This window comes from Paenibacillus apii (assembly GCF_011043685.1).
Classification (GTDB): domain Bacteria; phylum Bacillota; class Bacilli; order Paenibacillales; family Paenibacillaceae; genus Paenibacillus_AQ; species Paenibacillus_AQ sabinae.
This window is the reverse complement of the sequence record NZ_JAAKGU010000002.1, coordinates 245,089-258,646: the sequence shown is the minus strand read 5'-3', so window position 1 is coordinate 258,646 and position 13,558 is coordinate 245,089. Positions and strand designations below refer to the sequence as shown.

11 protein-coding genes are annotated in these 13,558 nt (G+C 57.2%); 1 reads left to right on the top strand and 10 read right to left on the bottom strand.

All coding sequences use genetic code 11. The features are described from left to right. Positions 1-243: 243 nt before the first annotated feature. From G5B47_RS07115 to G5B47_RS07100, 4 genes are read right to left on the bottom strand one after another with little or no spacing between them, the layout of a single operon-like run. Entirely contained in the window at positions 244-459 is a 216-nt protein-coding gene (locus G5B47_RS07115; RefSeq protein ID WP_165096079.1) for a hypothetical protein, read from the bottom strand. After that, positions 459-1,886: a dihydropyrimidinase gene (gene hydA / locus G5B47_RS07110; protein WP_165096077.1), complete on the bottom strand. Its 1,428-nt coding sequence runs from the start codon at positions 1,884-1,886 to the stop codon at positions 459-461. The genes G5B47_RS07115 and hydA overlap by 1 nt, the downstream gene beginning before the upstream one ends. Positions 1,887-1,888: 2 nt before the next feature. Beyond that, positions 1,889-3,178: an NAD-dependent dihydropyrimidine dehydrogenase subunit PreA gene (gene preA / locus G5B47_RS07105; protein WP_165096074.1), complete on the bottom strand. Its 1,290-nt coding sequence runs from the start codon at positions 3,176-3,178 to the stop codon at positions 1,889-1,891. A gap of 30 nt (positions 3,179-3,208) precedes the next feature. Beyond that, positions 3,209-4,600, bottom strand: coding sequence for an NAD(P)-dependent oxidoreductase (locus tag G5B47_RS07100; protein ID WP_165096072.1), 1,392 nt, complete (start codon positions 4,598-4,600; stop codon positions 3,209-3,211). A 307-nt stretch (positions 4,601-4,907) separates the two neighbouring features. On the opposite strand from G5B47_RS07100, the gene G5B47_RS07095 reads away from it, so the two are divergent. Further along, on the top strand, positions 4,908-6,599 hold the full coding sequence (locus G5B47_RS07095) for a PucR family transcriptional regulator (RefSeq protein WP_165096070.1): 1,692 nt from the start codon (positions 4,908-4,910) through the stop codon (positions 6,597-6,599). Here the strand turns inward: G5B47_RS07095 and G5B47_RS07090 are convergent. The 6 genes from G5B47_RS07090 to G5B47_RS07065 form a co-directional block, all read right to left on the bottom strand. Continuing rightward, positions 6,565-7,932, bottom strand: a complete 1,368-nt coding sequence (locus G5B47_RS07090) for an aspartate aminotransferase family protein (protein ID WP_165096663.1) — start codon at positions 7,930-7,932, stop codon at positions 6,565-6,567. The genes G5B47_RS07095 and G5B47_RS07090 overlap by 35 nt on opposite strands. 43 nt (positions 7,933-7,975) lie before the next feature. Beyond that, entirely contained in the window at positions 7,976-9,439 is a 1,464-nt protein-coding gene (locus G5B47_RS07085) for a CoA-acylating methylmalonate-semialdehyde dehydrogenase (protein ID WP_165096068.1), read from the bottom strand. A 217-nt stretch (positions 9,440-9,656) separates the two neighbouring features. After that, the gene (locus G5B47_RS07080) at positions 9,657-10,751 is read right to left on the bottom strand and encodes an ABC transporter substrate-binding protein (RefSeq protein WP_165096066.1); all 1,095 of its coding nucleotides are present in this window, start codon (positions 10,749-10,751) and stop codon (positions 9,657-9,659) included. A gap of 158 nt (positions 10,752-10,909) precedes the next feature. Beyond that, complete coding sequence (locus G5B47_RS07075) at positions 10,910-11,806, bottom strand: ABC transporter permease (protein WP_165096063.1); 897 nt, start codon at positions 11,804-11,806, stop codon at positions 10,910-10,912. Then, positions 11,806-12,618, bottom strand: coding sequence for an ABC transporter permease (locus G5B47_RS07070; protein WP_165096060.1), 813 nt, complete (start codon positions 12,616-12,618; stop codon positions 11,806-11,808). Before G5B47_RS07070 ends, G5B47_RS07075 begins: the two co-directional genes overlap by 1 nt. Positions 12,619-12,621: 3 nt before the next feature. Then, positions 12,622-13,404, bottom strand: a complete 783-nt coding sequence (locus G5B47_RS07065; RefSeq protein WP_025336947.1) for an ABC transporter ATP-binding protein — start codon at positions 13,402-13,404, stop codon at positions 12,622-12,624. Positions 13,405-13,558: the final 154 nt, after the last annotated feature.

Here is a 13,558-nt window from a genome sequence, read left to right as displayed (position 1 = left end):
CAAAAAATAAAAAAATCAAGCCACTTCGCCTGGACGGCGTCACTTTGGCTTGATTTCCAGTCAACTGGTCAATCAATCATAAATCCTATTAAATCAATGCGTTTAATTAATAATCAATAATATAGAGTACCCGCTATTTGATGTCAATCCCCATTTTCAGCTTCTTTTTCAGAAAACCAGGTATCGCCAAAAAAGCGTACCCCCGGACTTTCGGGTGTACGCTTTTCATGAATGGAGAGACGGCTACTGCGCCTTCTGCAAGCCCGCAAAAACGAGCGTCGTCACATATTTCCTAGCATCCGCCGTCAGAAGCAGCAGCTCAACGCTCCCCGGCTCTCCTCCGTCAAATTTCACTTTGGCTCCGTCCAGCGTTTCCAGCATACCGGTAACGGTATAGCCTTGATCTAGCAGAGCGTCGATTTCCTGCTTCTCTTTAGCGAATTCATCGTATGCTGACATTAAACCACCCCTCCGCTGATCTCGGCTTTGGCCGGTACCACCGGAGCGGTTCCGAACCGTTTGCGCTGCAAATACTTGCCGGCGCCCGCCTTGCCCACGAACTGCTTGTCGCGGATAACGAACTCGCCGCGGCTTAGTACGGATACCGGCTCTCCCTTCACCTCAAAGCCTTCAAAGGCATTATAGTCGACGTTCATATGATGAGTTTCGGCGGAAAGGGTCCGCTGTACGGACGGATCAAAAATAACGATATCGGCATCGCTGCCGACGGCAATTGTTCCTTTTTGCGGGAACAGGCCAAACAGCTTCGCGCTAGTCGTCGAGATAATGTCCACGAACTTGTTCAGCGAGATGCGGCCTTTTTCCACACCCTCCGAGTACAAAATGGTGAACCGGTCTTCAATCGTCGGCCCTCCGTTCGGAATTTTCGAGAAGTCGCCAAGACCCAGCTCCTTCTGGCCCTTGAAGTTAAAGGAACATTGGTCGGAGCCAATCGTCTGCAGACTGCCGTTCCAGAGGGATTTCCACAGCACGTCCTGGTTCCATTGCTCGCGCAGCGGCGGGGACCATACATATTTGGCGCCCTCAAAGTTCGGCTTCTCAAGCGCGGTCTGGTCAAGCACCAGATATTGCGGGCAGGTCTCGCCGTAGACGCGCAGCCCTTTCTTGCGGGCCTCCTCGATCTTCCACGCCGCTTCGGCGCAGGTTACATGCACCACATAGAGCTGCGAATCGGTCAGCTCGGTCAAATAGGCGGCGCGGCCCGTCGCCTCGCCCTCCAGCTCCGGCGGCCGGGTCAGCGCATGGTAGATCGGATCGGTGTTGCCCTCGGCCAGCGCTTTACTCACGAGGTAGTCGATCACATCGCCGTTCTCGGCGTGGACCATGACGAGCGCGCCTTCTTTTTTTGCGGCCTGGAGCGTCTTATAGAGCGTGCCGTCGTCGGCCTGAAGCACATTTTTGTAGGCCATGAACACTTTAAGGGAAGTGATGCCTTCATTCTCGATAATTTGCGGCAGCTCCGCGAGCACCTGGTCGTTCAGCTCGGACACCATCAGGTGGAAGCTGTAGTCGATCACGGCTTTGTCCTGCGATTTCTCATGCCAGGTATTCACCGCCTGCTGAAGCGGCAGCCCTTTGCTCGTCAGGCAGAAGTCAATGACCGTTGTTGTTCCGCCATAGGCGGCAGCGATGGTTCCCGTCTCGAAGTCGTCAGCAGTCACGGTTCCGCCAAACGGCATATCCAGATGCGTATGCGGGTCGACCCCGCCCGGGAAGACATAACAGCCGGAAGCGTCGACGACCTCGGCCCCTTCCGCTTGCAGGTTAAGCCCGATTTCCGTAATGATGCCGTTCTCGATGGCGATATCCCCGGCAAACGTGTCCGCCGCCGTTACAATCGTTCCGTTCTTGATGATCTTCTTCATCCTTATACCACCTCCGCTTTGGAATAAGCACCGCCTAAGCTGCCCACGACGCGCTGACGCTCGTTCCAAGTCATCGGCGGCAGGCCGCTGTCCACCTCCACCATGTCGATGGCGCCTTCCGCCGGGCAGACGATGGAGCACAGGTTGCAGCCGACACAATCCTCCTCGCGCACCTTCAGAATCGCCTTGCCTTCCGCATTGGTCAGCATGTCGATGCATTGATGCGACGTGTCTTCGCAGGCAATATGGCATTTGTTGCAGTTGATGCAGTTGTCCTCGTTGATTCGGGCCACCACTTTATAGTTGAGGTCAAGGTCGCCCCAGTTCGAATATTTGGATACCGATTTGCCGGTCAGTTCAGTGACGGATGCAAGGCCCTTCTCATCCAAATAATTGTTCAGGCCGTCGATCATTTCCTCTACGATCCGGAAGCCGTGATGCATAGCCGCCGTACATATCTGGATCGCGGTGGAGCCCATCAGCATGAACTCGACAACGTCCTGCCAGGTAGAAATGCCGCCGATGCCGGAGATCGGAACGTTGATCTCGGGGTGACGGGCGCATTCGGCCACCATGTTCAGTGCGATAGGCTTGACAGCCGGGCCGCAGTAACCGCCGTGAGCTCCCTTGCCGCCGATGTGGGGGATCGTGTTCCACGTATGAATGTCCACTCCCGCGAGACTGTTGATCGTGTTGATCAGGCTGATCGCGTCGGCGCCTCCCTTGACGGCATGGCGGGCCGTAACCGTAATGTCGGTAATGTTCGGAGTCAGCTTGACGATAACGGGCGTCTTTGCCACTTCTTTTACCCAATACGTCTGCGCTTCTACCAGATCGGGCTGCTGGCCGGAAGCGGCGCCCATGCCGCGCTCAGCCATCCCGTGCGGACAGCCGAAGTTCAGCTCCAGGCCGTCCACGCCGACATCCTCGACTCTTTTGACGATTTCATGCCACTTCTCCTGTTTAGGTTCCACCATCAGGGAGGCGACCACGGCGTGATTCGGGAATCGCTTCTTGGTCTCGTAGATTTCCTTCAGATTGACTTCAAGCGGACGGTCCGTAATCAGCTCGATATTGTTGAAGCCAGCCACGCGCTGCCCGTTAAAATTAACAGCCGCAAAACGCGCGGATGTGTTGATGATCGGATCGCCAAGCGTCTTCCATACGGCTCCGCCCCAGCCCGCTTCGAAAGCGCGCTGCACTTGATATCCTGTATTGGTAGGCGGGGCCGAGGCCAGCCAGAACGGATTGGGGGACTTGATTCCTGCGAGATCGACTCTCAAATCTGCCATTGTTAATTCCCTCCCTGGAAAAATATATGATTACACCGCAGAGCCGACAACGCTGTCCTGCTGCGGTGAGAACTGCTTGATGATGGCGTGTGCGGCCAGTTTGCCCTGCTGAGCCGCCGATACGACCATGGCTTCTCCTTTGCCGAAGCCGAAGACGATATCGCCCGCCGCATAAACCTTCGGATCGGAGGTCCGGTGGGTCTCCTCGTCGATGGCAACAACGCCCCACTCATGCTCAAGACCAAGATGCTCGATTAGGCCGGTATGGCGCTTCTGCCCGATCGCCAGCACGACGGCTTCCACCGGCATGATGAATTCGGAGCCTTCCACCGGCATCGGCTTCAGCCTGCCGTCGCTGCCGGCCTCGCCGGTCAGCTTCATCGTTACACACTCTAGGCCGGTCACCTTGCCGGACTCGTCGCCGATAATGCGCTTTGGCAGCGTCAGCCAGCTGAACTCGACGCCTTCCTGCTTGGCGAATTCGAACTCGAAGTCGTAGGCCGTCATCTCCTCGCGGGTGCGGCGGTAGACCATCTTCACGTTGGACGCTCCGAGCCGCACAGAGCAGGTTGCGGCGTCGATCGCCGTGTTGCCGGCGCCGATGACGGCGACCCGCTGACCGGTCAACTCCGGATTGAAAACGCCCGTTTTGGTCGATTCCACCAGCTTGATGGCGTCATATACGCCGGCCAGCTCCTCGCCAGGGATGCCCAGCTCGGGCACATATCCCATGCCGGCTGCGAGCACGATGGCGTCGTATTCGGCTTTCAGCTCATCCGCCGTTACATCAGTCCCCACCTTGACGCCTGTGCGGATTTCCACGCCGAGCTTCTCGACCTGCTCCACCTCCCACAGGGAGACGGATTGCGGAAGACGGAAGGAAACGATGCCGTGTGTGTCCAGGCCTCCGGCCTGTTCTTTCGCTTCGTAGATCACGACGGAGAACCCTTCGCGGGCCAGCTCTCTGGCGGCTGACAAGCCGGCCGGACCGCCGCCGATCACGGCAACCTTTTTCCCAGTCGGAGCACCGGCCTCGAACAGCTTCACATCATGATTCATCGCCCAATCTGTCGCATAACGCTGAAGCAGGCCGATCTGTATCGGCTCGGAAGCGTCATTCAGCACACAGGCTCCTTCGCACAGCTCCTCGGTCGGGCAGACGCGGGAGCAGCTTGCGCCTACCGGGTTGGACTCCATAATCGTCTGGGAGGCGCCTCTCAGGTTGTCCGTGGCGATACGCTTAATGAAGGAAGGAATGTTAATTCCCGTCGGACAAGCCTTGATACAAGGGGCGTCGTAGCAGTAGAGACATCGGTTGGACTCTTCAGCAGCGCCTTTGCGGGTAAGACCCGGCTCGGACTCGGCGAAATTCCGCATGAACATGTCAGGTGTAAAAGCAGTCAACGAAGAAGTTTGTTCCATCGGTGATCCCTCCAGTATATGTTATATAATATAACACAATTACGATATTTGCCTTAAAATTCTACTTACTTCGGCAGATTTATATAGTAAAATAAGCTGTATCCCTAAAAATGTGTGCTTATTTCTGCCTGATCAGGTTAATTATCCTGACATTTTATATTCAAATCATAGTCAATTCATTTTTTCGTTACATTAGACAAATTGTCTAATTTCAAAAGTGTTTTTTTTACGGGCGAGAAACGTCTGAGAATAGCTGCTGCGATAGAAGAAGAGAGGCGCCACACTGTCATAGAGAAGGAGGATGAGTATGGACTGGGAACTTGTATTTACCATTCGGGAAGCGCTGAAAAGACCGCTGTTTGCCGATGCGGCCGTCGTCGGAGGGGCCACAGGGCTGGACCGGGCGATCCGCTGGGTGCATGTGCTGGAAAGCGCCAGCGTCGAGAGCCTGATTCACGGCCAAGAAATGATACTTACAACGGGCATCGGGATGAGCGTCGATCTCCCTTCCTCCCTGGAATTTCTGGAATACCTGATCCAAAAGAAAGCCGCCTGTCTATGCATCGAGCTGGGCACATACTTCAGCTCCGTGCCGGAGGAACTGATCGCGCTGGCGAACCAGCATGATTTCCCGCTCATCGTCTTCAACCGGACGGTCCGGTTCGTCGACATTACGCTCGACCTGCATTCGCTGATCATCAACCGCCACCACCGCATGCTGGAGGAACTGGAGAGCATCTCCCGCGAATTCCACCGGCTGACGCTGACCTCGCAGGGCACGGTTAAGGTGCTGCAGCTGCTGTCCAAGAGCACGCGGACGCAAATTCTCTACATGCAGCTCCAGGGCAAGCCGCAATTCTTCCCCGCGCTGTCGCCGGAGGAGCAGGGGCCGCTGCTGCGCTTCTTCTCGGCCTTTTACGAGGAGATGGAGGGAGTGCACCAGCCGGACGCGGCCCCCATCTTCCGCGAATTGGGCGGCAAGACCGTCGTGCTGAAGCCGGTCGGCGCCCTCGACCAGACGTGGGCCTACCTCCTGATGGTCTGCCCGCACAAGCCGCAGGAGTTCGACTGCCTGCTGCTCGATTCCGCATCGCTGTCCATCGCGCAGGAGCTGCTGCGCACGCGCTATATGGAGGAGCGCAAGCTGTTCTCCGAGAATCTGTGGGTCGACGAACTGATCAACGGGCGCATCGACGACGAGAACCGGCTCAAGAGCCTGATCGGCCCGGATTTCGGCATCGTCAACGAGCTGCCTTACCGCGTGTGCCTGATCGAGATCGAAAACCCCCGAAACGTAAAATGGAACAGCTCGGAGAACGAATGGGAATCAATTACGTTTCACCTTTCGCTCGTCCTGCGTTCCATTTTCGAGAAATATTTGTTCCGGCCGCTGATTACGCTGAAAAATAACCGCCTGACCGTCATCGCATTGGACATTCAGTCCAAATCGCCCGGCCGGACCCGGCTGCAGCAGGCGCTCGAAGCCCTGCAGAACATCCGCTCCGACGAGAAGCTGAAGGATCTTCAGCTGATGATCGGCGTCGGCAAATCGCACACCCAGCTGAAGAAGGCCCCTTCCGGCTACCGCGAAGCGGTGCAGGCGCTCTCGCTCTATCCCTGTCACCAGAAGGCGATCCTGTTCTACGAAGAGCTTGGCGTCTTCCAGCTGCTGCTGAACCTGAACGACGGCAAGACGCTGCAGAACTTTATCCGCACCTATCTCGGCCCGCTGATCGACCATGACCAGCAGAAGGGCAGCGAGCTGCTGCTAACGCTGCGCGTCTATCTGGATCATGACGGCTCCAAGCAGATCGCCGCGAAGAAGCTGTTCATTGTCAGACAATCACTGTATTACCGCCTGGATAAAATCACCGAGCTCCTCGGCGAGGACTTTATGTCGCCGGAGAACCGCATATCGATCCAGGTCGCCTTGCGGGCCTATCAGTTCCTATACCCGGAGAAGCTTACTGTGCCCAGCTCCCGTTCATTACCTCTGTGAAGGTATCCAGGATGAACTGGATATCCTCGTCGGTCGAGGCGAGCGGCGGGGCAAACGTCAGCACGTTATTGTAACCCGCAACTGTATCGCCGTTCTTTCCAATAATCAGGCCTTTGGCCTTGCATTCGGCAATGATACCCTTCACCGTATCGAGCGGAGCCGGCTCTTTGGTCTGCTTATCCGCCACGAGCTCGACGCCGGTGATCAGGCCGAAGCTGCGGACGTCGCCGACCAGCTTGTGCCCTAGCAGCTCGGACAGTCCTGCGCTCAGCCGCTTGCCGAGAAGATCGCCGCGTTCGACCAGATTTTCCTGCTCCATGATTTCCAGGTTGCGCAGGCCCAGGGCACAGGCGGCGGGATTGCCACCAAACGTATTGATATGGCGGAAATAGCCGTAGTCGTCGCTGTTATCCTTGAAGACTTCATAAATCTCTTTGCGGACGGCGGTCGCCGACAGCGGCAGATAGGCGCTCGTCAGCCCCTTGGCCATCGTCACGATATCCGGTTTCACGCCGAAGTTATGATGCCCGAACCGGCGCCCCGACCGGCCGAAGCCGCAGATGACTTCGTCGATAATGAGCAGCACGCCGTGTTTCTTGCAAATTTCCTGCACCCGGTCCATGTAGACCTGATGCGGCACAATGACGCCGCCGCCGGTGATTACCGGTTCCATGATGACCGCTCCCACCGTCTCCGCACCCTCCCAGACGATGGTGTCTTCGATCTGCTGTGCCATCAGCAGATTGAATTCCTCCACGGACTGCCCGGCGGGACGGCGGTAGCTGTCCGGCGGCGCCACATGCAGGAAGCCGCCGCTCAGCGGCTCGTATTTGTATTTGCGCTGGGCCTGCCCCGTCGCGGACAGGGCGCCGAACGAATTGCCGTGATACCCCCGGTAGCGGGCAATGAACTTGTGCCGGTAATGCTGGCCGATCTGCTGCTGATACTGACGCACCATTTTAAATGCCGCTTCATTCGCTTCCGAACCGCTGTTGGAGAAGAAGATGACGTATTCGTCCCCCAGCCATTCATTCAGTTTCTCGGCCAGCAGAATAGCCGGCATATGGCTTTGCGTCAGCGGAAAATAAGGAAGGCTCAGCAGTTGATTATATGCAGCTTCAGCCAGTTCCTTGCGGCCGTAGCCTACATTGACGCACCAAAGGCCTGACATGCCGTCCAGATATTTTTTTCCGTCAATATCGGTAATCCACGAACCGCTCGCGGACGCGGCGATCATCGGCGGATTGGCTTCGCTGTAAGGCGAAATGTGGTGCCACAGATATTTCCGGTCTTTGCTGAGTGCAAGCTCGCTCTCTATCCCCGTGTTGAGCATTGGCATTTATCCCCTCTCAAGCCCCGCGGCCGTTTCTTTTCGGTCAGTAGCGGGCTGTAATCATTTTTTTGCGTGTATAAAACTCGACGCCGTCGCGTCCATTGGCATGCAGGTCTCCGTAGAACGACTTCTTGTAGCCCGAGAAGGGGAAGAAGGCCATCGGCGCGGGCACGCCCAGATTAACTCCGAGCATGCCGGCATCAATCTCTTCCCGGAACTCGCGGATCGCCTTGGCGCTGTCAGTGTAGATGCAGGCGCCGTTGGCGAACGGCGAACGATTGGTGACTTCAATCGCTTCGGCCAGATCCTTGACGCGAACGACGGCCAGTACAGGGGCAAAAATCTCGTCCTGCCAGATCGTCATCCCCGGCTTCACATGATCGAATATCGTCGGGCCGATGAAATATCCGGCGCCTTCGGCGGCGGTGTCCTTCCTGCCGTCCCTGACAAGCGACGCCTGCTCCCGCACTCCGGCTTCGATATACGACACGGTCCGTTCCTTATTCGACTGGCGGATAACCGGTCCGAGGAACACCCCGGCTTCCAGGCCGCTGCCGATCTTGAGATTGTCGGCGGCCGCCTGAAGGCGCGCCACCAAATCGTCGGCGATCGCCTCATGGGCAACCACGACCGAGCAGGCCATACAGCGCTCGCCCGCGGAGCCGAAGGCGGCGGCGGTAATGTTCCTCACCGCGTTGTCCATGTCGGCATCGGGCAGAACGATCGAGTGATTCTTCGCTCCGGCCAGCGCCTGCACCCTTTTGCCGTGCGCGCTGCCGTTCTTGTAGACGTATTCCGCGACCGGCTGGGAGCCGACGAAGGAGATCGCCTTGATATCTTCGTGTTCCAGCATGCCGTTCACGACTTCATGCGCCCCGTGTACGACATTCAGCACGCCCGGCGGGAACCCCGCCTCCGCGAACAGCTCGGCAAGACGACTCGCAAGAAGCGGCGTCCGCTCCGACGGCTTCAGCACGAACGTGTTGCCGCAGGCGATGGCCAGCGGGAACATCCAGCAAGGCACCATCATCGGGAAGTTGAACGGCGCGATCCCGCCGACTACGCCGAGCGGATAGCGGTACATTCCCGACTCGATGCCCGTAGCGATGTCCGGCAGCTGGCTGCCCATCATCAAGGTAGGCGCGCCCGCGGCGAACTCCACGCATTCAACGCCGCGCTGCACCTCGCCGCGCGCTTCTTCCAGGCTCTTGCCGTTCTCCAGCGTAATCAGCTCCGCCAGTTCTTCCGTATGCTTCAGCAGAAGCTGCTGATATTCGAAGAAATAGCGGGCGCGGCGGGGCACGGCAATCTTTTTCCAGCTTGCAAAAGACGATTTCGCCGCGGCGACCGCGGCATCCAGTTCTTCACGGCTGGACAGCGGCACATAAGCGATCACTTCGCCCGTTGCAGGATTGAATACCTCCTCCTCCCGTCCGGAAGTCGACTCCACCCATTGCCCGTTGATAAAATTTCTCACTCTTTCGGTCTGTTTGACCAACAGAGACATGCAAGCCACCTCTTCTCTAGTAAAGTACCCCTCGCAAAGCGGAGTATCTGTTTCTAAGCTGCCGGATTAAACTCAAAACTTATAAATTTTTCCATATTTTTTGGTAAAAAGCCGCCCCCGCAAAATCAGATCCGCACAGGTTAAGGTGGGTTGTCAGGGATTTCACGGAGGCCGCAGGATTCACAAATACGTCAATACGTTGACCGGAGCGGTCGGATTATTTTGAAGCCATGTCCATGATTTCGTTCGTGTACGCCTCGGACAGATTGGCCTCTTTCTTGATTACGCCGAACTTCAGAGCGATGTCCGCGGTTTGCTTGAATGCAGCTTCGTCCGTGTAGCCCAGCTTGGCGATGTCGAAGCCTTCCGGCTGAATCAGCTTTGCGACTTCCTCCATCATTTTCAGCTGATGCTCTTTCGTCGTGCTGCCTGCTTCGGCCTGCTCCATTACAATGTCCACCGCCGCAGCCGGATCGGCAATAGCGTCCTTCCAGCCTTTGAGCGAGGCGCGGACGAATTTAGCCGCCGTCTCTTTATTGGCTTCCAGCCATCCCTTGTTGGCGAACAGATTGTCTTCCAGCATGGCGACACCTTCGTCGTTCATGTCGATGACATTCAGCTCTTCCGGTTTGACGCCGGACTCCAGCACAACCTGGTACTCGTTGTACGTCATCGCGGAAGCCGCGTCCAGCTCGCCGCCGAGGAATTGGTCCATCGTAAAGCCCTGCTTCGTGAATTTGATATCTTTGCCCGAATCAAGCTTGTATTTGTCGAACAGCGCCAGCAGCTCAAACTCGTTGCCGCCCATCCAGTTACCAACCCGTTTGCCCTTCAGATCAGCCGGAGTGTTAATGTTGGCCGATTTCTTGGAGACCAGCACGAGACCGCTCTTTTGGAAGATCTGTGCGATCTGCACCAGCGGCATTTCCTGCTCCTGGCTTGTCAGCAAGCTCGCTACCCAATCGACGCCGATGTCGGCCGATCCGCCTGCAACCTGCTGTTCGGGAACGATATCCGGTCCGCCCGGCAGAATTTGAACGTCCAGACCTTCGTCCTTGTAGTAGCCTTTGCTAAGTGCCACGTAGTACCCGGCAAATTGAGCCTGCGGCACCCATTTCAGCTGCAGCTTGACCGGAACAAGCTCCGCAGGCGCTGTGCTTGCTTCGGGAGCGGCCGAGCTTCCCGCCGAAGGCGCCGGAGCTTCTCCGGAAGAAGCATTATTGTTTCCTCCACAGCCTGCAAGGACCGACAAAACCAACGCCATTACCGCCAATAACAGCACACCGCGAAATTTTCTGTTTTTTACGCTCATCAATCGAATTCCCCCCACTGATAAAATTTGAAATGCATGTGTTAATCGATTACTGAAAGCAATATGGCTGCCACCATGATGTGCTGTATGCAAACGGCCTGAAGACCAAGGTGCTGTATCCTGAAGCTAACGGCCGGTTGTACCGGTTAATCTGTTGCCTATGAAGCCCGGCGCGAAGGATGCCAGCGGATAAACACCTTCTCCAGCCTCTCCACCACCAGATAGAAAATCACGCCAGCGATCGCGGCCAGCACGATGCACGCCCATCCGAGAGGCATCTTGGCGACTTTGATTGAATTGGACAGCAGGTACCCCAGACCTCTCGACGAGAAGAAAAATTCGCCGACGATCGCCCCGATCATACTGGCCGTCGCGTTGATCTTCAGCGCGGTGAAGACGTAGGGGAGGCTGTTCTTGATCCGCAGATGACGGAACACCGCCGATTTGGGCGCGGCATAGGAATGCATGAGATCCAGCGCCAACGGATGGATGGCGGCCATCCCTTTGTAGGCATTGATCGCCATCGCCGCCATCGTCGTCGCCGTCACAATGGCGATGCGGGAGCCCAGCCCGTCGCCGAACCACAGGTTCATGATCGGCGCGAGCGCCACGATCGGAACGGCGTTGAGCGCGGCGACCAGCGTAAGGCTTCCGCCGCCCCATCTCGGCCAGGCCGTGGCGACCAGCGCAATGATGAAGCCGATCAGCGAGCCGGCGAGCATGCCCAGCACGGCTTCGGTGAGGGTATAGCCCGTATAGGACAGCAGCAGGCTCATGTTGTCGCCCATCGCCTGCGCAATCGCCGACGGCAGCGGCAGCTGGTATTTCTTCAGATCGAATATTTTATGAATGACCTGCAGCTCCCACAGCGCCAGAAACAGAACGCCCGCAAGCACAGGAAGAATGACGCGGAAGACGGCGGACTTGCGCGAACGCCGCCTCGGCTTGCGCTCCTGTGAGGGAGCCGCGGCCCCGGAAGCGGCCTGCGGGCGGCTGCCGCCCTCCTGGCCGTGGGGTGAGACGAATGAGGCTTCGCGAACGGTATTACTTTCCATCAGCGGCCCCCTCCTTTCGGACGGAATTCAGGCTGCCAGGGGGAGACGAGACGCTCGATCAAGCTCATCAGCCCGTAGCTGGCCATGCCGAGAAACGCGCCGATGATAATGGTCGACCAGAACATGTACGTATGGGAAGGGCCGTAGTACAGGTTGCGCAGCATAATGACGCCGATGCCGTGCTGCGCGCCCATAAGCTCGACCAGAATGGCGCCGGTAACCGCAAGCGGAGCCGCAATCTTGAGCCCGCTGAACAAGCCGGGCAGAGCGGCGGGAAGCCGCAGCTTCGTGTAAACGGCCCAAGGCTTCGCCGCGTAGGAATGCATCAGCTCCAGCGCCGAAAGATCGACGCTTCGCAGCCCCCGCAGCATGTTGAGCGATACGGGAAAGAACGTAATATAACCCGAGATAATAATCCGCGAAATCTGTTCATCGCGGACAATGCCGTAAATGATCGGGGCAAGCCCCAGAATCGGTATCATCTGCGAAGCGACGGCATAAGGGAAGGTAAGCTGCTCGATCGTCTTCGACACGCTCATCAGCACCGCGAGCAGCACGCCTGCGGCGGCGCCGAGCAGAAAGCCGACGGCGGCGTTCCCGAAGGTCGCGGCTCCTTCTTTCAGCAGCGTTCCGCTGTACTGAAAGAGCGTGGCGATCAGCTCATGCACATAGGGCAGCTTCGATTGGGCCAGCGGCGTATGCGCGACATTCAGCAGCACCCACGAAAGGGCCTCCCAGACAATCAGCAGCCCTGCTATCCAGACGAGCAGAGGCAGGAACCGCCCCTTGACCAGCATGCTGTTTCCTTTCATTGGTTACACTCCCTCAAAGCTGTCGCGGATGCCCGCGATCAGATCAAAAAATTCCGGGCTGTTTCTCATTTCCGCCGTCCGCGGACGCGGCAGGGGAATATCGACGACAGCCGACAGGCGTCCCGGATGCGGAGACAGCACGAAGACCCGGTCGGACAGGAAGATCGATTCGGGAATACTGTGAGTTACAAATACGACCGTGTTGCCCACCTTGCTCCATACAGACAGCAGCTCTTCATTCAGCCGCTCGCGTGTGAATTCGTCGAGGGCCGAGAACGGCTCATCCATGAGCAGAATTTCCGGCTCCATGGACAGTGCCCGGGCAATGGCCACCCGCTGCTGCATCCCTCCGCTCAGCTGCCACGGATATTTGTCGGCAAAGCCCTGGAGGCCGACAAGCTCCAGCAGCTCAAGCGCCTTCTCGTCGCGGCGGGCCTTCTTGACGCCCATCAGCTCGAGGGGCAGCGTGATGTTGTCCTTCACCTTGCGCCAGTCGTACAGCACGGGGCTTTGAAACACGATGCCGTATTTCTGGGCGAGCCGCGCCTCCTTGGCGCTTTTGCCCGCTACGGTGACCTTGCCTCTCGTCGGCTCGATCAGATCGGCCATGAGCCGCAGCAGCGTCGTCTTTCCGCATCCGGACGGCCCGAGCAGCGAGACGAACTCCCCCTTGGCGATATCCAGACTCACCTGATGCAGCGCCAATACGTCCGCCGTGTCCGTCTGATAGCGCATCTCCACATTTTCGAATTGAATTTCAGGAACCTTTGTCGCAATAAGTGACATCAATATTCCCCCTATCCCTGAATTTTTTATTAAATGTGATGTTAGTTAACACCCAAATTAACATTAGCAGCAAAATTGCGTTTTCGATGTAGCTTTAACTAACATGTTACACCGCCCCCCTCTTATCGACACTAGACAAAAAGTAAAATAGCTT